This is a genomic window from Glaciihabitans tibetensis, assembly GCF_003003265.1.
Taxonomy (GTDB): domain Bacteria; phylum Actinomycetota; class Actinomycetes; order Actinomycetales; family Microbacteriaceae; genus Glaciihabitans; species Glaciihabitans tibetensis.
Map to the genome: position 1 here is coordinate 212,732 of NZ_PVTL01000006.1, position 23,097 is coordinate 235,828.

The window sequence follows — 23,097 nt, forward strand, 5'->3', positions numbered from 1 at the left end:
CGATGCACCTAGGTGAAGAACTCCTCGTCCTGGGCATCCTGTTCATCCTCGCGTACATCTTCGGGCGCCTCGGGAAGCTCATCGGGCTCCCCGCGATCCCGATCTACATGTTGGTTGGACTCGTCGCGAGCCCCAATTTCGACCTGTTCCCCCTGAACTTCGACCCCAGCTACGTCGAACTGATCGCTGTCTTCGGGCTGATCCTGCTGCTGTTCAACCTCGGACTGGAATTCGATCAGGACGAGTTCTTCAGCAATGCCGGAAAACTCCTGCTCTCGGGCGGCACCTACATCGCCGTCAACATGGGTGTGGGTCTGGCGTTCGGCTTTATGCTCGGCTGGGGCAGCCGCGAAGCGCTCGTCGTCGCGGGCATCACCGCGACCTCATCGAGCGCAATCGTCACGAAGCTGCTGATCGAGCTGAAACGTCTCCCCAACCGCGAAACGCCGATGATCCTGGGCGTCACCGTGGTGGAGGACATCTTCATCGCGATCTACCTGGCGATCGTGTCGGTGGTCCTCTCCGGCGAGACAGAGATCTGGCCCGTCGTGGGCAAGCTCGGCGTAGCGTTCCTCTTCGTCGTGGTGATGTTCACCGTCGCGCGCTGGGGCGGCAAGTACGTCTCGCGCATCTTCCGCACCAAGGACGACGAGCTCTTCACGATCCTCTTCTTCGGTCTCGCCGTCGCGTTCGGCGGCATCGGGGAACTTCTCGGGGTGACCGACGCGATCGGCGCATTCCTCATCGGGCTCGTCCTGGGTGCGACCAAATACCGCGCGAAGATTGAACAACTTTCCTTGCCGATGCGGGATGTCTTCGGGGCGTTCTTCTTCCTGAATTTCGGTCTCGGGCTCAACCCTTCCCTGTTCGGGCAGGTGTTGTGGCCGGTTGCCGGCGCGGTGCTCATGACGCTCGTGCTGAACATCATCGCCGGTCAGTTCGTCGCGTGGCTGAACAAGCTCGGGCCGCAGGCGGGCATCAACACCACCGTGATCCTGCAGAACCGCGGCGAGTTCGCGCTGATTCTCGCAACCCTGGCAATGGCCGCGGGACTCGACGACCGCATAGTGCCGTTCGCCGGCCTGTACGTGCTGGTGATGTCGATCTTTGGACCCATCCTCGCCTCCAACTCCGAGCGCATCGGCGGGGTCATCCTCGGCACAAACCGCAAGCGGGCGAAGGCTCTGGCGTCCCGCGAACGCAATGAGCGCGACCGAATGAACCAGGAGGCCATCGCATTGGTGGCCGCCGCGACATCCGGAACCCTGTCTGAAGGCTCGGACGACGGCGACGGCGACGGCGACGAGGAGTTCGACAACTTCGACCCGGCACCCGCCGATATGGCGGCGTTCGTTCGCACCCACAGCGGAGGAGATCGTGCGGCGTGCCTGGGCGCTGCGGGTAGGGACTCGGCGGGCCTGGGCGCTGCGGGTAGAGACTCCGCGGGTACGGACCCCGCGGGCAGGGACGCTGCGGGCAAGGACTCTGCCGACAGCGCTGAAGACGATGCAGCGACCGAGCCTAACGTCGTCGACCGGCTCATCCAGCAGGCAATGGAACAATCAGACCAGCAGGACGAACGCAAAACGGATCCGGAGTACTAACGTGTGGAGATTGGCGCGCCAGCCTCGCTGGATCGCGGCGCTTGTTCTGGCCCTGGCGATCGCTGCCGCATTCGCAGCTCTGGGGCAGTGGCAGTTCTCGCGCAGCATCGTTGAGGCGACCGTTGTAGACCGCGACACCGAAACGGTGCGCCAGCTGACCGACGTGGTCGAACCTCAAACGCCGGTGATGGCGGATGTCGCGGGGCTGATGGTCTCCTTCGAAGGCACAGTCGTCCCGGGCGACAGCACGGTCCTCACCGGCCGGCTCAACGGCGGTGAGGCCGGCTATTGGGTGATGGCGCACGTGGTCGTGGACAACGGCGCGAGCGTAGCGGTCGCGCTGGGTTGGGCGGAAACGGAGGAGCAGGCGGAGGCCGCTGCGGCGGGGTCTGTCGGTATCGCCGCGCTCGTTCCGTTCCAGGGTCGGTACCTCGCGTCGGAGGCTCCGCAGGAGGGGGACTTCGAGTCGGGGGAGCGCAACACCGCCTCGGTTGCCGCGCTCATCAACGAGTGGAGCACGCCGTTCGAGAGTGTGTACGGGGGCTACGTCGTGTCGGCCGATGCCCCTGACGGGTTGGTCGACATCGACTCGCCCGTGCCGGACGACGAGGTGTCACTGAACTGGTTGAACATTTTCTACGCCGCGGAATGGGCAGTGTTCGCGGTCTTCGCGATCTTCCTCTGGTACCGCCTCGTGCGCGACGCCTGGGAGCGGGAGCAGGAGTTCGCCGCCGAGGATGCGGCGGAGGCAGCCGCGCAAGACGCGGCCGAGTCAGCGGCTGTCGATAGGGAATCCACACCTCCCGAGAACCGCGACCCCTCAGCACGAACCCCATCGGCGAAGCGATGACGCGCGGAGCCGCAGCGTTCCCTCGGGCAAGGGAGTCGCTGGCGGCGCCAGCGCTCTGGGTACTCGTCGCGGCCGTGATCTTTTTGCTGCCGGGTGCTTTCAACCGGTGGGTGTTTCCGAAAGAGACCGTCGCTCTGGCGGGTGTCCTGCTGGCCGCTATCGCGATTCCGGCGGGTCGATTGCCGCGCTGGGTCTGGATCGCCGCAGGCACGGGACTCGTGGTGGCGGCCTCGGCTGCCCTCCTCGGTGCCACTCCGCTCGCGCAGATCGTGGGGCGATGGCCCCGGTACGAAGGTCTCATTTCCGTTGGTGTCTACTTCGCTGTCGCGTGGGCCGCCGCGCGCTTGCTGGGACCGGCGGGCACGGCCCAGCGATTCCAGAGCTTGTATACGTCGCTCGCAACCGCTTCGGTGCTTCTGGGAGTGGTGTCCCTGCTCGAAGCCAGCGGCGCTCGTCCGATCGCCACTGACCTCGCGCGCCCGGGCGCGCTGCTGGGGAACGCTACCGAGCAGGGCATCGTCGGCGTGATGCTCACCGCCCTGTTGGTGTTGCCCGCCATCGACGGGTGGTCGTCTCGGCTGAGCCCCTGGCACGCCCGGAGATGGTTGTTCACCGCGGGCATCACACTCGGCGTTGCGACGGTTGTGGTCTCGGCGTCGCGCGCAGCGCTGTTGGGTCTTCTCGTCGTGTTCTTGGCGCTCGTCGCGATCCTGCTTGTCCGCCCTCCCGCCGCCGTTTCTCGTCTCAGACTCGCCGTGGGTCTCGGCGGGGCAGCCCTTGTTGCTGCCGGAGCGGCGTTCGCTGTGCCGCTCACCCGGGACAGGATCCTCTCTCTCAGCCCGCTTTCATCGAGTTCGGTTGACGACCGGTTTGCGATCTGGAGCGACGCGATCACGCTCTTCACCCGACATCCGTGGCTGGGTGTGGGGCCGAACGGGTACCTCGACGCGGTTGGTGCGGTGCACGAAGCCACCTGGTTTGCGAACGTTGGCAGCGGAACCACCATCGACTCGCCCCACAGCATCCCCCTCCAACTGTTGCTCGTGGGAGGGATTCCGCTTCTGGTCGTGGCCGTAGTCGCTGTGCTGCTGACATTCCGCGCCACCGTTCGCGTTCTCCGCGCGCCCGAGCGGGAGGTTGCAGAGGGCAGGCGCGGCGCATCGACCACCGCCCTGAGGGCGTCCGTATCGTACGACGCCACTCGGCGGAGCGCTGTTGTTGGCGCGACCCTGGCCCTTTCTGTGTGGGGTGTCGCTCTCCTGACCCACTTCTCCTCGCCTGGCACGGCTATCCTCGCGGCGCTGGCATGGGGCGTGGTGGTCGCCATCCGGCCTACAACGGGTGAGGGTCTGGTCGGAGGACGTGTGGCCGCCGAACGACCGGTAGTGCGTCGCTTGCGCATCGGAGCCCTGGCCGTATGGTTGGTGCTCAGTTCTGTCTGGACCGTCGCGGACGTGCACCTCAACACGGGTGTTGCGTCGGCCAGCAGCCTCCGGATCGCTGATGCGGACGCTGCTTTTACTTCGGCGGCGGCGCTGCGACCGTGGGACGTTGACGTTCCCTCCGTGGCAGCCCAGTCGTTTGCTGAGGCCACCGAGCGGGAGGTCCCGGGAGCGCTGCCGCTTGCACTGCTCTGGTCCGAAAAGGCCCTGCAGGCCGTTCCCACTTCGGTGCTCGCGGGTAAGGCGCGTGCCGTCGCGCTGCAGTACTCGGGCGACATCGATGGCGCGATCGAACTACTCACCGCCCTGCGTAAACAGACGCCGAATGACCCTGAAGTGGCCCATCGCCTCGGCGGAATGCTGCTGTTGGCGTCCGATCAGGACGGCGCTCGCGTTCAGCTGGAGTTCGCAGCATCCCGCAATCCTGACTCGGTCGATGTTTGGCTGACGTTGCAGTACCTCTACGAGGTGATGGGGGATGCCGCAGCCGCAGACCGGGCGACGAAGGAGCTTGCGCGCCTCGGCGCCGATGCCGGATGAATGGCGAACTAAACTAGACCAATGTCCGAGCAGAGCCCCCGTGCCACCAGCCCCCGTGTCCGTCGGCAGCTGAAGCCCCGGGCAGCGGATGCGAAACGCATCACCACCGCGCTGAAGCTCTACCGCGTCACGTCCATCGTGACCGGTGTCTTCCTTCTGCTGCTGTGCGTGATGATGGTCACCCGCTACGGCTTCGGTGTCGACATCGAGCTGAATGGTGCGTTCGGGTTTTTCGCCCTCACGCCGAAAGAACAGATCACCGGAATCAACGTTTCGACCGTCATCCTGATTCTGCACGGATGGTTTTATGTGGTTTACCTCTTCAGCGACTTCCACCTGTGGAGCCTGATGCGGTGGGACTTCACACGGTTCATCATCGTCGCCCTCGGTGGCGTCGTTCCCTTCCTGTCGTTCATTGTCGAGCGCCACTATCACCGTCTCGCGACGGCGCAGCTCGCTGCGGTCGTCGAGGCAAACGCCAAGAATGCACCCGTGGAGGCACAACCGTGAGCGGCACACCAGTGACCAGCCCGTCCGATTCAATCCAGCCAGAGCCCACAAAGCCGGGATACGCCGCAAACGAAAGCGTCGAGAAGACCCCGGAGACTGACCACCGGCCTGTTCTCGTTGTCGACTTCGGCGCACAGTACGCCCAGCTCATCGCGCGTCGCGTGCGAGAGGCGAATGTGTACAGCCAGATTGTGCCCCACACGATCACTGCCGATGAGGTCGCGAAGCTCAACCCGAGCGGCATCGTGTTGAGCGGTGGACCCTCCAGCGTCTACGACGAGGGCTCGCCGTCCCTCGACCCGGGCATCCTCAAGCTCGGCGTCCCGACGCTCGGAATTTGCTACGGCTTCCAGGTGATGGCGCAGCAGCTCGGCGGCGAAGTCGCCAACACCGGCCTCCGCGAGTACGGCGCCACCGCGGTGACGCTCGCCGCCGGCAGCAGCACACTGTTGGGCGAGCAGCCGGCGGACCAGACCACGTGGATGAGCCACGGCGACTCGGTCTCCAAAGCCCCCGAGGGCTTCACTGTTTTGGCGTCCAGCGCTTCCACCCCCGTCGCCGCGTTTGCGAGCGACGAGAAGAAGATGTACGGGGTGCAATGGCACCCAGAGGTCAAGCATTCGGAGTTCGGCCAGCAGGTGCTGGAGAACTTCCTCCACCGGGCCGCCGGAATTCCGGCCGACTGGAACAGCGGCAGCGTCATCGCCGAGCAGGTCGCCCGGATCCAGGCCCAGGTCGGCACCAGCCGCGTCATCTGTGGCCTGTCGGGCGGGGTGGACTCCGCCGTCGCCGCCGCGATCGTGCACAAGGCCGTGGGCGATCAGCTCATCTGCATATTTGTTGACCACGGTCTGCTCCGCCAGGACGAGCGCCGCCAGGTCGAGGAAGACTACGTGGCCTCCACAGGAGTGCGCCTGGTCACGATCGACGCCGTCGAGCAGTTTCAGGACGCGCTGACCGGCGTCACCGATCCCGAGACCAAGCGAAAGATCATTGGCCGAGAGTTCATCCGCTCCTTCGAGAACGCCGCAGAGGCTTTGGTTCTTGAGGCGCAGGGGGATGGCGCGTCCATCGACTTCCTCGTGCAGGGCACTCTGTACCCCGACGTGGTGGAGAGCGGCGGCGGTACCGGGACCGCGAACATCAAGAGCCACCACAACGTGGGCGGTCTGCCGGAGGACCTTCAGTTCAAGCTGGTCGAGCCGTTGCGCACCTTGTTCAAGGACGAGGTTCGGGCGATCGGCCGCGAACTCGGACTGCCGGAGGTCATCGTGGGCCGCCAGCCGTTTCCGGGGCCCGGCCTCGGGATCCGCATCGTGGGCGAGGTTACCCGTGAGCGGCTCGATCTGCTCCGCACGGCGGACGCGATCGTCCGCGAGGAACTGACAGCGGCGGGCCTCGACCAGGAGATCTGGCAGTGCCCGGTCGTGCTGCTCGCCGACGTTCGCTCGGTGGGCGTGCAGGGCGACGGACGCACCTACGGGCACCCGATCGTGCTGCGCCCCGTCTCGTCGGAGGATGCCATGACGGCCGACTGGACCCGCCTGCCGTACGACGTGCTCGCGCGCATCTCCAACCGCATCACCAATGAGGTGGCCGGCGTCAATCGCGTTGTGCTCGACGTTACGTCGAAGCCGCCGGGAACGATCGAGTGGGAGTAGCCTCCCGTCGCGCCAGGAACTCCAGCACGGCTGGCTAGCCGGGGGTGGCTGGCCGCGGCTGGCTAGCGCGCGCCCGCGCGGCGAGGGGTGGCCGGACGGCCGCGGAGGCGCCGCCCGAAGCGCTGCACACCCCACACGGTGACGCGCAGCATCGCCTCGACCACGATCGACCTGCTCATCTTTGACTCGCCAATTTCGCGTTCGCGAAACTCAATCGGAATCTCCACGATCGGCAGGCCGGCATCGTGGAAGCGCAGCGTCAGGTCGACCTGGAAGCAGTAGCCGCGCGAGTCGACCGAGGAGAGGTCGATGGCGCGCAGAGCTTCGGCGCGATAGAGCCGGAACCCCGCCGTCGCATCCGCGACCGGGAGGCCGAGCATGAGCCGGGAGTAGACGTTGCCTCCGCGGCTGAGAAACTCGCGGCTGCGCGGCCAGCCGACAACGCTGCCGCCGCGCACCCAGCGCGATCCGATCACGAGCGCGGGCCGTGCCGCGGAGTCGAACGCTGCCATCATGCGGGGCAGCGCTTCCGCGGGGTGTGACCCGTCGGCATCGAATTCGCCGATGATGGCGTAGTCGTGCTGGTGGGCCCAGTCGAATGCCGCGAGGTACGCGGCCCCCAGGCCCTTCTTCTCCGTGCGGTGCAGGACGAAAACCCGCTCGTCTTCGCCGGCAATGCGATCGGCGATGTCCCCGGTGAAGTCGGGGCTCCCATCATCCACCACCAAAATATGCGCCTCCGGGAGAGCACGGAGCACGCTCCCGACCGTCGCCTCGATATTGCCGGCCTCGTTGTAGGTCGGGATGATGATGAGGGTTGCGGGGAGGTGGTGGTGGGGCACGGGATGCTTTCGCTTGTTCGGTGGATGTCGGGCGAGCAACACAAAGGGGACGGACTCCGCGGAGTACCGTCCCCTGGGTGTGAGCTACAGGCCGGAGGTGGCGCCAGCAGCTGCTAGTTGCTGCGGAAGATCGCGATGAGACGCAGGATCTCGGTGTACAGCCAGACGATGGTCAGCACGAGTCCGAACGCGGCACGCCACCCGAGAATGCGGGGAGCGCCAGCGCGAACGCCCTGGCCGATCGACGTGAAGTCGAGTACGAGCGAGTACGCGGCCATCAGGATGACGAGCGGGCCGATGATGAGGCCGAGCGGGATGCCGAAGATCTCAAAACCGGTGGCGAGTCCCCACGGGTCGTTGCTGATTCCGGTGAGCTGCAGCCCGAAGTTGACCAGCGCAAACAGGCCGTACGAGATCATGGCGATCGTGAAGACCTTGGTGGCACGAGCCGACGCGCGCACCTTGCCGTTGGCAAACAGCGCAAGGGTCACGCCGAAGACGAGCCCGGTGCCGAGCAACGCCTGGCCGATGATGCCGGGGAGCTGCGACTCCAGGATGCCGGAGAGGCCTCCAAGGAACACACCCTCGACGAGTCCGTAGGTCAGGATGAGCGCGGGCGAGGGGCGCTTCTTGAAGATGTTGACCAGCGCGAGGCCGAACCCGATGAGCGCGGCGGGGATGGCCAGTGCGGGGAGGAAGAACCCGACAACACCACCGACGAGGACAAAGGCGAGGGTGCCGATCGTCTTGACGATGACGTCTTCGTAGCTCATGCGGTCGGTCTCGGCGGGGCCAGCGGACGGACGCCCGTACAGCTCGTCGAGCTGCTCAGACGTCATGGTGGGCGCGTTCGCTGCCTTCGCGCCGCCGTTGCCGAATGCGGCGTTCTTAAAGGCGGGGTTGGAGGAGAGTGCCATGGGGTCCTTATCTCTGTGAGTAACGTCAAACGTTGCTGAGAACCATTGTATTTGCTGGCGGGGCGGGAGTAGCTGGGGATTCACCCGATTCGGGCGCCAGGGGTGCCGCGTCGCTGTGCTTTGAGCGAACGTGCCGCGGTTCGGTCCAGCCACGATGCCAGCCACGCGCTGCCCACGAGTGCGATGCCCGACACCGGGGTGGTGAACGCCAGGTCGGCGACTTCCCGGAAGGAACCAGCCAGAGCGACCGTCACCAGAAGCAGGGGCACAACGGCCAGGTAGCTCAGCCTGCTGCGTTGCCGAACCACCAGCCAGGCGACGAACGGCAGAATCAGCGCGGGGGCGCATTGCGGGCCCGCGAGTTGCGCGAACGCGCCGAGGTACGCCGGCACCACCACCGCCATGCGACGGCTCCGGGACCCGGGCAGCAGCGCCCAGCCGACGAAAAAGGCCACCGTGCCCTGCACGATGAGAAACAACGCGTAGCTGTTGCCGCCCTGAATTGCGACCGAACCCGACACAATCAGCGCAAGCCCGCCGAGGTAGCGCCCGCGCATCCGTTCCCCCATGCTCGCCAGCGTAGTGCCGTAGCGTTTACGCCGTGACCGACGACTATCCCCGCCCCCTCGTGATCGCGCACCGCGGAGCGAGCGGCTATCGCCCCGAGCACAGCCGCGCCGCCTACGAACTCGCGCTGGAGATGGGAGCCGACGCGATCGAACCCGACATCGTCGCAAGTTCCGACGGAGTGCTGGTGCTCCGGCACGAGAACGAGATTTCCGACACCACCAATGTGGCTTTCCTGTCGGAGTTTGCTGGCCGGCGCACCACCAAGGTGATCGACGGCGTCGAGCGAACCGGGTGGTTCACTGAGGACTTCACCTGGGCCGAGTTGTCCACGCTGCGCACGGCCGAGCGACTTCCGAAGATCCGTCGCGGCAGCGCGACCTTCATCGGCGGCGGCGGCATCCTGCGCCTGCGCGACCTCCTGGAGATTCTCGACGCCGCCGGACGCGCCGTCATCCTGGTGGCCGAGATCAAGCACGCAACCTATTTCGCGTCGATCGGCCTCCCGCTGGACGAGTTGTTCGCGGCCGAGATCGCCCACTGGGCGACCGCCGACAATCTCATCGTGGAGAGCTTCGAGCAGACCGTGCTGCAGCAGATCCGCGCGCGCGGCGTGGCCGGACGGCTGGTGTTCCTCATCGACGCCGAGGGCGGTCCCGCCGACCTTCTCGCTCAGGAGGCAGCGTCCGGCGTGCCCGCGCGCAGCTACGCCGATCACCTCACCAACGCTGGCCTCACCGAGCTCGCCCACGTCGTCGATGGGGTGAGCCTGGCCAAATCATTGATCATGCGGCGGGATGCCTCGCGCCACGTCATCGGCATCACCGACGTCGTCGCTCGCGCGCACCTGGCCGGACTGATCGTGTTTGTCTGGACGCTTCGGGCGGAGAACACGTTTCTGCCGCGCAACCTGCGGATCGGAGTGCGCCCGAGTGGGTACGGGGACTGGCCCGCGGAGTTCGCGCTGATCCTCAGCAGCGGAGTCGACGGTGTGTTTGCCGACCAGCCCGACCTGGCGTTGCGCGCGCGGTGGGACTTCCTCGCAGTGACGGAGGCGCCGCCTAGAATTGCTTCGCCATGACCTTTGTTCTTGATCCCCGCGACCCATCGACGCCACCACCCGGGGGCTCGTTTCAGGACGCGCTTCTCGAGGGCCTCAACCCGCAGCAGCGCCAGGCCGTGCTGTACCGCGGCCCCGCGCTGCTGATCATTGCCGGTGCCGGCTCGGGCAAGACCAGTGTGCTCACCCGACGCATCGCCGGACTGCTCGCCACCCGTGAGGCCTGGCCGAGCCAGATCCTCGCCATTACCTTCACCAATAAGGCCGCGGCAGAGATGCGTGAGCGCGTGCAGCAGCTGGTGGGCCGACAGCAGGCCGAGGGCATGTGGATCTCCACCTTCCACTCCGCCTGCGTGCGCATTCTGCGCCGCGAGGCCGAGAACTTCGGGTTTACCAAGAGCTTCACTATCTACGACTCCGCCGACAGCAAAGCGCTGATCAAGCGCATCATCAAGGAACTCGAAGCCGACACCTTCGGCATCACGGTCTCCGGCGCGATGAACAAGATCTCCAAGCTCAAGAACGAACTCAGCGACGTCGAGTCCTATGCCCGCGGGGCGAACTTCAACGACCCGGGCGAGGTGATGTTCCTGCAGATCTTCCGGGAGTACACCAAGCGGTTGCAGTCGGCCAACGCATTTGACTTCGACGACCTCATCGGCCAGACCGTGTATCTGTTCCGCGCGTTCCCGCACGTCGCCGCGCTCTACCAGCGCCGGTTCCGGCACATCCTCGTCGATGAGTACCAGGACACCAACCACGCCCAGTACGCGCTCATCCAGGAGCTCACCCGACCGGTGAACCAGGGCGACCTGCCGCTCGACCTGCAGGGCAAGGGACACCTCGATCCCGCATCCCTCACCGTCGTCGGCGACAGCGATCAGTCGATCTACGCGTTCCGCGGAGCGGACATCCGCAACATCGTCGAATTCGAACGCGACTTCCCTAACTCGACGACCATCCTGCTCGAACAGAACTACCGGTCGACCCAGAACATCCTGGACGCGGCGAACTCGGTCATCTCGAACAACTTCGACCGCAAAGACAAAAAGCTGTTCACCACGATCGGGTCCGGCGAGAAGATCGTCGGGTTCACCGGCTACTCCGGCCACGACGAGGCGCAATTTGTCGCGGACGAGATCACCAAGCTGCATGACAGCGGGATGGCCTACAAAGAGATCGCCGTCTTCTACCGCACAAACGCTCAGACGCGTGCGCTGGAAGACATCTTCATCCGCTCGGCGCTGCCCTACCGGGTGCTCGGCGGCACCAAGTTCTACGAGCGCGCCGAGATCAAAGACGCCATGTCTTACCTGATCACCGTCGCAAACCCGCTCGATCCGATGGCGCTGCGACGCATCATGAACGTGCCGAAGCGCGGCATCGGGCCCGCCACCGAGGCGGCGCTGCAGAACTTCGCCGATAACAACCAGACGACGCTCCGCGACGCCATGCGAAACGCCCAGGCGCTCGGGCTCGGCCCCAAGGTCACCGGGGCGATTACCGGTCTCGCGCTGATCCTCGATGACGTGCAGGCCACCGTCGACGTGCCGGAGGGGGTCGCGCAGGCGAAGCCGTCCGACATCCTGAAGACGCTGCTGGATCGCACCGGATTTATTGAGGCACTGCGCGCGACGCGTGACCCGCAGGACGAGGCGCGGGCCGAGAACGTCGAAGAGCTGCTGTCGGTGACCAAGGAGTTCCAGAAGAACAATCCGGATGGCACCCTGCTCGACTTCCTGACCGAGGTTTCGCTCGTGGCGGCGGCAGATGATCTGGATGACACGTCCGGCACGGTTTCGCTGATGACCCTGCACACGGCCAAGGGGCTGGAGTACGAGGCGGTGTTCCTCACCGGCATCGAAGAAGACCTGCTGCCGCACCGCATGTCCGCGGGGGAGCCTGGGGGTCCCGCTGAGGAGCGACGCCTCTTCTATGTGGGCATCACCCGCGCACGCCAGCGGCTGTACCTGTCGCTCGCGATGACGCGCGCCCAGTTCGGTGAGGTCAACGTCGCGATGCCGAGCCGCTACCTGCAGGAGATTCCGCCGGAGCTCATCGACTGGAAGCAGTCGCCGGGCGACGCGACCAGCCGCAACGGAACCCAGCCCCGGGCCCTCAACGCGCGGCGCGGGGCGTTCGGTGCGGAGGGAAGCCTGGGCACCGGGGCATCCGGGTTCAACGGCGGTTTCGGCGGAGGGTTCACCGGTTCGGGCTCTGGGTACGAGAACGCGGGAGGGCCAAGCGCTACCGCCCTCGCGCGTGCCGCCCGCAACGCCGCGAAGCCCAAGACCGAGTGGGCCAACAAGATCACCGGCACCGTGCGTGACAACGGTGATCTCACGCTCGCCGCGGGCGACCGCATCCGCCACGTCGACTTCGGCGACGGACGCGTCAGCGCGGTCACCGGCGAGGGCACCAAGCGCGTCGCCGAGGTGCACTTCGACACCGCCGGACGCAAGCGGCTGCTCATCAAGGTCGCGCCGATCGAAAAGATCTAGCGCGCATGGTGGCCCCGTCAGCTGCGGTGCCGCCGACGGCGCACCGGGCCAGTGTGCCGAGGGGCGGTGTGCCGGTTCCCACAGCGCGGCTGCGATTTAGACGGATGTCGGGAGCCGATCTTGACGCGATGGCGGCGCTGCTCGGCGACCCCGCCGTGATGGCGTTCTACCCGGCCCCGAAGACTCGCATGAAGCTCTAGATCACCGCACCTGGCCAGCTCAGCCGCGCCGGCGCAGCTCACCGCACCTCGGCAGCTAACGCTGACGAGTGCGGGCCGGCACCACCAGGCGCCTGCCGGTGGCCGGGTGTTCGATCACGTCGATAGGGTGCCCGTAGACCTCGGTGAGGATCGCGGAAGTCATTACCTCAGCGGGAGGACCGGCGGCAGCGACGCGACCGTCGACGAGCATCACGATGTGGTCCGCGTGGGTCGCGGCTGCGTCGAGGTCGTGCAGCACGATCACCACGGCGCCTCCGGCAGCGGCGAGGGACCCGGCCAGCCCGAGCACCAGCTCCTGATGAGAGATGTCCAGCGACGCGGTCGGTTCGTCGAGCAACACCACCGGGGCGTCCTGCGCGAGCACCCGCGCGAGAGCCGCACGCGCCTGCTCCCCGCCGGAGAGGGTGGTCACGTCGCGATGGGCGAAGCGAGTGCTGTCGGTGTTGTCGAGGGCGCGGGTGACGACGGCCGTGGCATCCCGCCCATCATTTTTGTCCCAGGCACTCACACCCATCTCTACGACCTCGCGCACTGTGTAGGAGAACGCGACGGCGGACTGCTGCAGCATCACGCTGCGATTCCGGGCGAGTTCGGTGACGGAGTATTCGCCGAGGGGGCGTTGGTGCACGAGAACTGAGCCGGTCGTGGGACGGATGTCGCCCGCGAGGACTCCGAGCAGCGTCGACTTGCCCGCGCCGTTCGGTCCGATGATCGCGGTGACCTGACCGGCAGCGACCGCGAGGGTGACCTGGGACAACAGGGCCTGGCCGCGCACGGTGAAGGACAGGTCGCGGCCTTCGAGCGCGATCGTGGTGGTCGAGGTCACGGTGGGCTGCTGCGTGGCATCGATCATGGCATCCCCGTTCCGCCGCGGAGAGAGCGGCGCATCAGCACAAAGAAGACGGGCCCGCCGACGAGCGCGGTGAACATGCCGATGGGCAGGTCGGCGAAGGGCACCAGCGTGCGGGAGAGCATATCGGCAAGGCTGATCAGCAGTGCCCCGCCGAGAGCACTGGCGGGAACCAGCAGGCGGTGAGAGGGTCCGACCAGCAACCGCAGCAGGTGGGGAATGATCAGGCCGACGAACGCGATGATGCCCGCGTACGCGACGGCGGCGGAGGTCAGGATCGCGACACACACGATCGAGACCACGCGGAGCCGTTCGACGTTGACGCCGAGGTGGCGGGCCTGGCGCTCGCCGAGGGCGAGCAGGTCGAGCTTGCCGGCGGAGATCAGGGCGCCGACCCCGCCCAGGAGCAGGAACGGCGCGGTCGTCGCTACTGATATCCAGGAGGCTCCGTTCAACGAACCGAGCTGCCAGAACACGATCTGCTCGCGGCTGGCGGTGTCGGCGAGGAACACGCACAGGGCAATGAGGGCGCTCGCGACCGCGTTGACCGCGATGCCGGTGAGCACGAGCGTCAGGATCTGGGTGCGGCCCGTCGACCGGGACAGGAAGTACACGGCGAAGGTGGTGATGAGGCCGAAAACGAAGGCGGCCACCGGAACAGTCGCCGCCCCGGCCCAGTCGAGCCCGAAGACGATGGCGGCGCAGGCACCCACGGCACAGCCGGCAGACACTCCGATGACACCGGGCTCGGCGAGGGGGTTTCCGAACATGCCCTGCATCATCGTCCCGGCGATGCCGAGTGCGGCGCCCACGATCAGGCCGAGTGCGATGCGTGGGAACCGGACGTTCCAGAGGGCGCCGTCCGCAAATTGTGCGGCGGCGTCGACCGGCACCAGCCCGAGGCGTCGTCCGATGGATGCCACGATGTCAGCCACCGCGAGGGGGAACTGGCCCACCATGGCAGAGCCGATGACCGTTGCCGCGAGCATCACGACGAGCACGGCGACCGTGAGGGTGAACCGGCGCTGGCGCTGGCGCTGGCGCGTGGTTCGGGGAGGAGCGGCGGTGCGAGGTCGGGCGGTGCGCGGCGCGGTGGTGTGAGCGCGGGTGGTGCGCGGCCCGGGGGTGTGTGCGCCGGTGGTGCGCGGAGGTGTGGTGGTCGGAGTGGGGGTGGTCGGAGTTGGGGTGGTCATGGGCGCAGCTCCGACGGGGCGTAGACGGCCGCGGACAGGGAGTGCAGGACCGCGCCGGTGGATGGCCCGAACGACAGGACTTGCCCGTCGTTCATGTCGACGACGCGGCGGTTCTGTCCGGCGATCGTGTCGCTCACGCCGGGCCGCCCGAGGAGGCCCTCGAGTCCGCCGGTGGACTCGAGCCCGCTGCTCATCACGAGGATGAGTTCCGGATTGAGGGCAAGCAACGCTTCACTGTTCGCGGGTTTGGTGCCCGAAATTCCGGCAGCGGTCGCGACGTCGTTTCCCCCGATCGAGGTGATCAGGTCGTCCGCGCCGGATCCTTCCCCGAGGATAAAGAACACCGATCCGTTGCCGCGCACGTACAGGAACGCGATACGTAGCGGATCGATGCCAGCCGTCATCGCCGCGATCTCATCCTGCGCGTCGGCGATGCCCTGGACGGATCGGGCGGCGAGCTCTTCGCCGGCCTTCGCCACCCCGAGGGCGTCGGCGACGGCATGAATCTGCTCGGCGACCGAATCCATCGTGCGGGTGGAGGCGAAAAAAACCACCGCCACACCCGAGGCGCGCAATTGGTCCTGAACCTCGCGTGGGCCAATACTCGTGTCCGTCAGAACGATGGTCGGCTCGAGCGCGAGAACCGCTTCGCCGTTGAGCTGGTGGCCGTCCTGGGTAACGACCGGAAGGTCGGCCAACTCCGGGGAGGTGTTGGTCGAGCCGCGGCCGACGAGGTTGTCCCCGAGCCCCAAGCCGACAACGGTATCGGCGAGGGTGCCGTACAGGTCAAGGGCGATGATCCGCGATGCGTCCGTGATCGTCACCGCTGTGCCGGTTTCATCGGTCACCGTGACCGGCAGGCTCGGAATCACCTCGGACTCGATGGGTGCCACAGCTGAAACCGCCGCGGCGGTGGATGATCCGAGAAGGGTTCTTGGGTCGGCGAGCGGTGCTGCTGTGGAAGAGGTGGGTGGCGAAGCCGTCGGGGTCGCGGGCGACGGAACAACGGTGGAGGCCGCCGGGGCCTCCACCGTTGTGCACGCCGCGAGAGAGCCGACGGTCAGGGCGGCGACTGCTATTAGGAGCAATCGCCGGCGGACACGCGTCGACACTGGCACGACTAGATCGTCGAACCTTCTGCAGAGCGGGTGGCGCGGCGCCGACGAGCAAACGAGATGCCGCCGAAACCGGTCATCACCAGCAGGGCGGCGAGGACGATGCCGCCGGCGAGGGTGTCGGTGCCGGTCTGCGCGAGCGACGAGGACGTAGAGGCCGTGCACGGCACGGTCGCGCCGAGCGGCGCGGTCAGGCTGATCGGCGCGAGTGCCGCACCCGCGTCGTAGAAGTCACCGAAGGCGGTCGCTCCGGCGGACGTGAGGGTGGTGCCCGCACCATTCAGGCTGAGTCGTGAGCCCGTAATGCTGACGCTGCCCGCGGCAACATTCGCGAAGGCGACGTTGGACTGCGTGGTGCGCGTTCCATCGAGAGCGAGGCTGTCGAAGGAGGCGGTCAGTGTCGCGGCCGACCCGGAGAAGCGGACCTTCACGTTCGTGATGGTGATGTCCAGCGCGCCGTCGTGGCCGGTGAAGTGCACCGTTCCGGGGAACGAGATCGTGCCACGGGTCGTCTCGGTGTTGACGCTTCCGCTGCCGTTCGACCACACGAACCGTCCGTTGGAGTCTCCTACCGAGCTGAGATCCCAGGTGCCGTTGGCGATGCCGCCCGTGATGTAGGTGCGGAACGAGTCCTTGATGGCCCAGTTGAGGGTCGCGCCGGACACGGATCGTGCGACGCAGCTTTCCGCGGCCGCGGGGGTGCTGTCCACCGGGCTCACCGAGGGAGCGATCTCGGACGGAGCGGCGATCACTACGGGATCCGTGTTGATCGGGGTGCCAATGGCCGGCGCCTGCGCGCTGGTGACGTCGAGCTGGTAGACGAAGTTCAGGATCGCGTTCTGCGTGCGGTCCGTCACACCCAGGCCGTGCGCCTTCGAGGTATAAATCGCCCAGGTTGAGTCGACTGCGCCGGCGGGTGCAAGCGCTCGCGCGACTGCTGCAGCCGCGCTGGCGGGCACGGTGAGCTCGACACTGAAGGTGCCGTCAGCGTTCATCGGTGCGGTGCGACCGGCGCCGGTCGACGCCACCGTGTTGCCCACCGCGACGTGCACGGCCTCCATGCCGGGGAACCCAGCGTTCGCGGTGTAGAGGTCGCTGAATCCGCGGGGTGCGAGCGCGAGGTAGATTCCGGGGCTGGTCGCGGAGAATCCACTACCGGTGACGGTGACGGTGCCGCCCGCAACCGAGGTGGCGGAGTATCCAAGCTTGATCGAGCCAGCGGTGTCCGTGACCGGCACAGTTACGCCGGGTTCGATGGGGATCGGAGGTGTCACCACGGGAGGGGTAACGACGGGAGGGGTAACCACGGGCGGCTCGACCACTACTGGTGCGTCGTAGGTGACGTCGGTGATCGTCGCCTGGGTGGGGTCATCGTTGCGGTGTGCTTTGCCGGTGTAGATGGCGTAGTTGGTTCCGGTGTCGGCGGGCAGGGTGATGGTGGTGGTGAAGGTTCCATCAGCGTTCAGGGTCGCACTCGCCCCGCGCGTTCCCTCAAGAGCGATCCACTTTGTCTGGTTCGAGATATAGCTGGGGGAGGCCGCCGCGGCAAGGAAGTCGGCTTGGCCCGCTGCAGCTACTCCCAGGAAGATACCGTTGCCGGTGGGCGAGAAGCCGGTTCCGGTGACGGTGACTGTTCCGCCGAGGGCGGGGACCGTGGCAACCGAGACGGTCGGGGTGACCGCGGGCGGGGTCACGACGGGCGGGGTGACGACGGGCGGGGTGCTGTACGTCACGGGGGTGACGGTGGCCTGGGTGGGGTCTTCGCCGCGGTGAGCTTTGCCGGTGTAGATGGCATAGCTGGTTCCGGTGTCGGCGGGGAAGGTGATGGTGACGCTGAACGTTCCGTCGGCTGCGAGGGTGTCGGTGGCGCCGGGAATTCCGGGGGCGATCCATCTGGTGCTGAGTTTGTCCGGGGAAGCATTTGCGGCGGTGAGGTTTGCGAATCCGGCGGGTGCTGCGACGAGGTAGATGCCGTTGCCGGTGGGGGAGAAGTCTCGTCCGGTGATGGTGACGGCTCCGCCGGTGTCCGGCACGGTGCCAACGGAGACGGTCGGGGTGACGACGGGCGGGGTGACGACGGGTGGTGTGACAACGGGTGGTGTGACCACTGGCGGGGTAACGACGGGTGGCTCGACCACGGGGGGTTCGACAACGACGGGTGCGGTGTACGCGAGGGGAGTAATCGTGGCCTGCGTGGTGTCGCCGAAGCCTCCGTGCGCCTTAGCGGTGTACACCGCCCATTTCTTCGCACCGTCATCGGCGGGAAGGGTGAGGGTCACGGTGAACGCGCCAGAACTGTCCATGGGCGCCCGGGTGGGGGTGGTCGCATTGCCGCGGTTCACCCACATCGAGGTGTCGGCGCTGATGCCCGCGGCGTAGAAGTCGGAGAAGCCCTGCGCTGCTGCGCCGAGGTAGATGCCGACCGAATTTGGGTCGAAGCCTGTTCCGGTGACGGTCACCTCACCACCGCCGTCCGGGATCGCGGTCACGGTGATCGTGGGGGTCTCCGCCGCGGTGGCAGCGGTTGTGCCGACGGCGAGCATTCCGATCGACAGCAGCGCGGCAAGCGAGACCGCGACGGCCTTTGTCAGAAGAGAATGCCTCGGGGGCATAGATTCGGTGAAGGTGGGCAACTGGTTGTATCCCTGCTGTGAAAAGGGGGCGGCGATGGGATGCTCCATCGGGGGCTGGCCTAATTAGGTAAGGCTTGCCTTAATTAGGTAGTCCTACCCTAGTGTTAGACCGAGCGCTTGCGCCAGAGACTTTCGAACCTTCCTCAAGGAGAGCCCATGACTACCCTCGCTGCATCCGCCAGTGTCGCCGAGCCCTTCGCCGTGCGGTTGCGCACGCAGACGCAGAACGCTCACACCCGCGCGGAAAGCGCCGGATTTATGAGCCGCTTGATGGGCGGAACGGGAAGCATCGACCAGTACGTCGCTTTGATCGGGCAGTATTTCTTTATCTACGAGGCACTCGAGCGTGTTGGCGAATCGTTCAGGACCGACCCCGTCGGCCAGGCCTTTATCTCCGACGCGCTCTTGCGCCGCCAGGCCCTCGAGGCAGACCTGAGCTTCTTCTCCGGCCCGAATTGGCGCGAGACGATCGAACCGCTGCCCGCGACCGTGACCTACGTCGAGCGACTGGAGGCCGTGGCATCCAACTCAGCATTGTTTGTCGCGCACCACTATTTGCGTTACCTCGGCGACCTGTCGGGCGGGCAGATCATCCGCGTGATGGTTCAGCGTCACTACGGCATTTCGGAGGAGGGGCTGAGCTTCCTCATCTTCCCCGAGGTGCCGAAGCCGAAGCCCTTCAAGGATGCCTACCGGGTAGCTCTCGAGGACGCCGAGTGGAGCGCCGATGATCGCGACGACTTCATCCTCGAGGTCGACCGCGCCTACGGCCTGAACTTCGACCTGTTCACCCAGCTGGGTGAATCGACCGCGGCGAAGTAACCCGCCCACCCGGAATCGCCCGGAGGAGTCTGTTCTTCGGTAGTTCCCGCAGGCTCCGCGGCAGATGCGGGTACACGCGGGCCGTCAGCCCCATGACCGCGTCGAACCGTCGCTGCCGCCCCGGAGACCACGGCAGAGCAAAGGCCTTCCGCAGCTCGGGGGAGAGCAGACCCGCGGTGACCAGCCCGGCAAGCGGCATCGCGGCCCGCAGCCACAGCGGTCCTGTTGGGGGATGAAGCAGGGTGTGAGCGACACCGCGCGCGACATCATCCACCTCCACAGACGCAATTTGGTCGGCCCAGTACCGCCGGAAGGCAGCCCGATCCGGCGGCCACAGCTCCCGCGGCATTTGCAGGGCGACGCCGATCTGCGCGTAATCGTCGTAGATCGCATCCGCGTCGGAATCGGACAGGGCGCCGAACACTCGCTCGTGCACGGTCACCGCGGACTCGTACAGCGTGGCGTTCACCCACAGTTGCAGCGCGGGATCCGTCGCGTCATACCCGGGCGCGCGCACCGGGGCGTGGGCGCGGTTGACCATCTCGGTCACGAATTCGGCCTGCTCGGGCGTTCCCCAGTAGAGCGCGTACACAAATGTCAGCGTGTGGCGCAGGCGCCGGGTTGGGTCGGAGGCGAAGCCACTGTGCTCGGCGACGGCGTGACCGACGCCCGGATTCGCGAGCTGGAGCAGGATGGCGCGGCCGCCGCCCGCGAGGAGAACCGCCTCGGCACCCATGTCACGCAATCGCATACAGCGAGTCTGCCCTCTCGCGGTGGGTTTCGCCTCACCGGCATCCGCTCGCACGCAAGCATCCGGCGTTCGTCCAAGACCCGGTAGAGTTCTTCGTGGTTCAAGTCTCTCGATGTCGAGTTATCTCGACGTCGAGAAACTGGCCGCTCCGTTAGTTACCGCCCACGGATTGGATGAGCAGCGTGGATCTTTTCGAGTACCAAGCCAGGGACCTTTTTGAGTCCTACGGCGTACCTGTGCTTGCCGGCATCACGGCAGACACCCCCGAAGAAGCGAGAGCCGCCGCGATCAAGCTCGGCGGGATCGTGGTCGTCAAGGCGCAGGTGAAGGTCGGCGGCCGCGGCAAAGCGGGCGGCGTCAAGGTTGCTAAGTCTCCCGACGAGGCGTTCGAGGCCGCAGAGGCAATCCTCGGCCTCGACATCAAGGGGCACGTGGTGAAGCGCGTGATGGTCGCCGCGGGTGCGCGCATCGCGCAGGAGTTCTACTTCTCGGTTCTGCTCGACCGCTCCAACCGTTCCTTCCTCTCCATGGCCAGCGTCGAGGGTGGAATGGAAATTGAGATCCTCGCGGTCGAAAAGCCCGAGGCCCTCGCTCGTGTCGAGGTCGACCCGATCGCGGGCATCGACCACGACAAGGCGCTCGACATCGCCCGCCAGGCCGGCTTCCCCGACGAACTGCTCGAAAAGATCGCGCCCGTCATCGGCCGGCTCTGGGCAGTGTTCAAGGAAGAGGACGCGACCCTCGTCGAGGTAAATCCGCTCGTGCTCACCGAGACCGGGGAGATCATCGCCCTCGACGGCAAGGTCACGCTCGACGAGAACGCCGGCTTCCGCCACGACAACCACCACGCCCTTGAAGACGCGGGCGACGTCGATCCGCTCGAGGCCAAGGCCAAGGCGAACGACCTCAACTACGTCAAGCTCGACGGCCAGGTCGGCATCATCGGCAACGGTGCAGGCCTCGTGATGTCGACCCTCGACGTCGTTTCCTACGCCGGCGAGAAGCACGGCGGGGTTCGCCCGGCGAACTTCCTCGACATCGGTGGCGGGGCGTCCGCCGAGGTGATGGCTGCGGGCCTCGACGTGATTCTCGGCGACCCGCAGGTGAAGAGCGTGTTCGTGAACGTATTCGGCGGGATCACCTCCTGCGACGCGGTGGCGAACGGAATCGTCGGCGCGCTTGCGAAGCTGGGCGACGCGGCGACGAAGCCCCTCGTTGTGCGCCTGGACGGCAACAATGTCGTCGAGGGCCGCCAGATCCTCGAGGATGCAGCGCACCCGCTGGTCACCGTAGTCGACACCATGGACGAGGCTGCCGACAAGGCCGCCGAACTCGCGAACGCGTAAGGGCAGGAAACAACAATGTCGATTTTCCTTGACGAGAGTTCCAAGATCATCGTCCAGGGCCTCACCGGCTCAGAGGGCACCAAACATGCGGGGCGGATGTTGGCTTCCGGCTCCCAGATCGTGGGTGGGGTGAATCCGCGCAAGGCAGGAACCACCGTCGAGATCGAGGGCCACACCCTGCCGATCTTCGGATCCGTCGCTGACGCGATGAACGCGACCGGAGCCACCGTGTCCGTGATTTTCGTGCCCCCGGCCTTCGCCAAGGACGCCGTGCTCGAGGCGATTGACGCAGCGATTCCGCTTGCGATCGTCATCACCGAGGGCATCCCGATCCACGACTCGGCAGAGTTTTGGGCGCACGCCTCTGCCAAGGGCAACATCACCCAGATCATCGGGCCGAACTGCCCCGGCATCATCAGCCCCGGCAAGTCGAACGCGGGCATCATTCCGGCGTCGATAACCGAGGCCGGGCCGATCGGACTCGTCTCCAAGTCGGGCACCCTGACCTACCAGATGATGTTCGAGCTGCGCGATCTCGGGTTCTCCACCGCAATCGGCATTGGCGGCGACCCGATCATCGGCACCACCCACATCGACGCACTCGAGGCGTTCGAGGCAGACCCGGAGACAAAGGCGATCGTGATGATCGGCGAGATCGGTGGAGACGCCGAAGAACGCGCCGCCGCGTACATCCAGGAGCACGTCACCAAGCCCGTCGTCGCCTACGTTGCCGGATTCACGGCGCCGGAGGGCAAGACCATGGGACACGCCGGCGCGATCGTGTCCGACGGTGCCGGTACCGCCCAGGGCAAGAAGGAAGCGCTCGAGGCGGCCGGTGTTCGCGTCGGCAAGACGCCGTCCGAGACCGCGTCACTGCTGCGAGAAATCTACGCGACGCTCGAAAACGCGTAGGGCACGCGTCGCGGTAATCCGCTGAGTGTGGCGGATGTCGCGGGCGAAACTGTAGCGCCGGGCACTACTCCCAGCGGTGGGAGAAGTGCCCGGCGTACTCGAAGATATCGCCGAGAAGCGGGTTGCTCAGGTGAACTTCGATGCGGTGGGCATCTCCCGTCCAGCGCTGGCTGAGCACGATTTTCGCCCCAAAGATTGCGGGCACGGGCACGCGCAGTGGTCCGAGGTGTAGCCAGGCCGCATCCGAGATCATGCTCAGGCCGCCGTCGACAACGCGCACCCGGAGGCGCACCTCGAGGGAACGTCCGCGCCCGACGAAGTCGTGCAGCTGGCCGTCGATGACGTGGAGCGTGTCCTCGATCTGACGCACCCGGCCGGGGAACTGAAACTCGCGGCCCGCGCTCAGCCCATCGCCTGGCCCGGGCACGGTGGTGATGGTGAACGGCACGTTCCTGCCGAACTCGGGAAACACCAGGCGCTGCCGGGCCAACACGGCGAACACCGGACGCAACCATCGCTTGCGCGAGCCCGCGACCTCGAAGGTTCCTGTGCCGAATCCGACCTGTCCGTCGCCGGGCAGCGCGAGGTACTCCCGCAGCTGCGGTGCGAGTTCATCGAACTGCGCGCCAAGCACGCGCTGGTACACCGAGGTCGGCGCTTCTGGAACAGCGTGTGGAGCAGATTCGTGGGTCACCACTCCATCCTCGCGGACGGTCCCGGCGCGAGGCGAATCGGGGGCGAACCGCAGGCGAATCGCGCG

20 protein-coding genes are annotated in these 23,097 nt (G+C 66.5%); 11 read left to right on the top strand and 9 right to left on the bottom strand.

Annotated features, from left to right (window positions below):
* Positions 1-2: 2 nt before the first annotated feature.
* Genes B0I08_RS12495 through guaA form a run of 5 tightly spaced genes read left to right on the top strand, consistent with a single transcriptional unit; the run spans position 3 to position 6,607 of the window.
* Complete coding sequence (locus tag B0I08_RS12495; RefSeq protein ID WP_106213323.1) at positions 3-1,604, top strand: cation:proton antiporter; 1,602 nt, start codon at positions 3-5, stop codon at positions 1,602-1,604.
* A gap of 1 nt (position 1,605) precedes the next feature.
* The gene (locus B0I08_RS12500) at positions 1,606-2,454 is read left to right on the top strand and encodes an SURF1 family cytochrome oxidase biogenesis protein (protein ID WP_106213325.1); all 849 of its coding nucleotides are present in this window, start codon (positions 1,606-1,608) and stop codon (positions 2,452-2,454) included.
* On the top strand, positions 2,451-4,436 hold the full coding sequence (locus B0I08_RS12505; protein ID WP_106213327.1) for an O-antigen ligase family protein: 1,986 nt from the start codon (positions 2,451-2,453) through the stop codon (positions 4,434-4,436). Before B0I08_RS12500 ends, B0I08_RS12505 begins: the two co-directional genes overlap by 4 nt.
* A 21-nt stretch (positions 4,437-4,457) precedes the next feature.
* The gene (locus tag B0I08_RS12510; RefSeq protein ID WP_181243402.1) at positions 4,458-4,946 is read left to right on the top strand and encodes a DUF3817 domain-containing protein; all 489 of its coding nucleotides are present in this window, start codon (positions 4,458-4,460) and stop codon (positions 4,944-4,946) included.
* Between the two features lie 32 nt (positions 4,947-4,978).
* Positions 4,979-6,607 (top strand): glutamine-hydrolyzing GMP synthase, encoded by a 1,629-nt coding sequence (gene guaA / locus B0I08_RS12515; protein ID WP_106213543.1) that lies wholly within the window; start codon positions 4,979-4,981, stop codon positions 6,605-6,607.
* A 62-nt stretch (positions 6,608-6,669) separates the two neighbouring features.
* Here the strand turns inward: guaA and B0I08_RS12520 are convergent, their stop codons facing one another.
* The 3 genes from B0I08_RS12520 to B0I08_RS12530 all read right to left on the bottom strand — a co-directional run bounded on the left by B0I08_RS12520 (position 6,670) and on the right by B0I08_RS12530 (position 8,935).
* Entirely contained in the window at positions 6,670-7,449 is a 780-nt protein-coding gene (locus tag B0I08_RS12520; RefSeq protein ID WP_106213329.1) for a polyprenol monophosphomannose synthase, read from the bottom strand.
* A 113-nt stretch (positions 7,450-7,562) separates the two neighbouring features.
* The gene (locus B0I08_RS12525) at positions 7,563-8,366 is read right to left on the bottom strand and encodes a Bax inhibitor-1/YccA family protein (protein ID WP_106213331.1); all 804 of its coding nucleotides are present in this window, start codon (positions 8,364-8,366) and stop codon (positions 7,563-7,565) included.
* 80 nt (positions 8,367-8,446) lie between these two features.
* Positions 8,447-8,935, bottom strand: a complete 489-nt coding sequence (locus tag B0I08_RS12530) for a hypothetical protein (RefSeq protein ID WP_146134409.1) — start codon at positions 8,933-8,935, stop codon at positions 8,447-8,449.
* A 32-nt stretch (positions 8,936-8,967) separates the two neighbouring features.
* Here B0I08_RS12530 and B0I08_RS12535 point away from each other — a divergent pair, with 32 nt between their 5' ends.
* From B0I08_RS12535 to B0I08_RS18070, 3 genes are read left to right on the top strand one after another with little or no spacing between them, the layout of a single operon-like run.
* Positions 8,968-10,014: a glycerophosphodiester phosphodiesterase family protein gene (locus B0I08_RS12535; protein WP_106213335.1), complete on the top strand. Its 1,047-nt coding sequence runs from the start codon at positions 8,968-8,970 to the stop codon at positions 10,012-10,014.
* Positions 10,011-12,494, top strand: coding sequence for an ATP-dependent helicase (locus tag B0I08_RS12540; protein WP_106213337.1), 2,484 nt, complete (start codon positions 10,011-10,013; stop codon positions 12,492-12,494). The genes B0I08_RS12535 and B0I08_RS12540 overlap by 4 nt, the downstream gene beginning before the upstream one ends.
* 5 nt (positions 12,495-12,499) lie before the next feature.
* Positions 12,500-12,694 (top strand): GNAT family N-acetyltransferase, encoded by a 195-nt coding sequence (locus tag B0I08_RS18070; RefSeq protein ID WP_245884786.1) that lies wholly within the window; start codon positions 12,500-12,502, stop codon positions 12,692-12,694.
* Positions 12,695-12,749: 55 nt separating this feature from the next.
* On the opposite strand, the gene B0I08_RS12550 is transcribed toward B0I08_RS18070, so the two are convergent.
* Genes B0I08_RS12550 through B0I08_RS18185 form a run of 4 tightly spaced genes read right to left on the bottom strand, consistent with a single transcriptional unit; the run spans position 12,750 to position 18,554 of the window.
* A complete protein-coding gene (locus B0I08_RS12550) occupies positions 12,750-13,568 on the bottom strand; it encodes a heme ABC transporter ATP-binding protein (RefSeq protein ID WP_106213339.1) in 819 nt (272 codons plus the stop codon).
* Complete coding sequence (locus tag B0I08_RS12555) at positions 13,565-14,758, bottom strand: FecCD family ABC transporter permease (RefSeq protein WP_106213341.1); 1,194 nt, start codon at positions 14,756-14,758, stop codon at positions 13,565-13,567. The genes B0I08_RS12550 and B0I08_RS12555 overlap by 4 nt, the downstream gene beginning before the upstream one ends.
* The gene (locus tag B0I08_RS12560; protein WP_245884787.1) at positions 14,755-15,870 is read right to left on the bottom strand and encodes a heme/hemin ABC transporter substrate-binding protein; all 1,116 of its coding nucleotides are present in this window, start codon (positions 15,868-15,870) and stop codon (positions 14,755-14,757) included. Before B0I08_RS12560 ends, B0I08_RS12555 begins: the two co-directional genes overlap by 4 nt.
* An 8-nt stretch (positions 15,871-15,878) precedes the next feature.
* Positions 15,879-18,554, bottom strand: coding sequence for an HtaA domain-containing protein (locus B0I08_RS18185; RefSeq protein ID WP_181243403.1), 2,676 nt, complete (start codon positions 18,552-18,554; stop codon positions 15,879-15,881).
* A gap of 108 nt (positions 18,555-18,662) precedes the next feature.
* Between B0I08_RS18185 and B0I08_RS12580 the strand changes: the two genes are divergently transcribed.
* A complete protein-coding gene (locus B0I08_RS12580; RefSeq protein WP_106213351.1) occupies positions 18,663-19,328 on the top strand; it encodes a biliverdin-producing heme oxygenase in 666 nt (221 codons plus the stop codon).
* Here the strand turns inward: B0I08_RS12580 and B0I08_RS12585 are convergent.
* Entirely contained in the window at positions 19,294-20,079 is a 786-nt protein-coding gene (locus B0I08_RS12585; protein WP_106213353.1) for an oxygenase MpaB family protein, read from the bottom strand. The genes B0I08_RS12580 and B0I08_RS12585 overlap by 35 nt on opposite strands.
* A gap of 182 nt (positions 20,080-20,261) precedes the next feature.
* Here B0I08_RS12585 and sucC point away from each other — a divergent pair, with 182 nt between their 5' ends.
* Entirely contained in the window at positions 20,262-21,425 is a 1,164-nt protein-coding gene (gene sucC / locus B0I08_RS12590; RefSeq protein WP_106213545.1) for an ADP-forming succinate--CoA ligase subunit beta, read from the top strand.
* A gap of 15 nt (positions 21,426-21,440) precedes the next feature.
* The gene (sucD, locus tag B0I08_RS12595) at positions 21,441-22,337 is read left to right on the top strand and encodes a succinate--CoA ligase subunit alpha (RefSeq protein WP_106213355.1); all 897 of its coding nucleotides are present in this window, start codon (positions 21,441-21,443) and stop codon (positions 22,335-22,337) included.
* A 64-nt stretch (positions 22,338-22,401) separates the two neighbouring features.
* Here the strand turns inward: sucD and B0I08_RS12600 are convergent, their stop codons facing one another.
* On the bottom strand, positions 22,402-23,031 hold the full coding sequence (locus B0I08_RS12600) for a DUF4166 domain-containing protein (protein WP_181243404.1): 630 nt from the start codon (positions 23,029-23,031) through the stop codon (positions 22,402-22,404).
* Between the last annotated feature and the right edge of the window lie 66 nt (positions 23,032-23,097).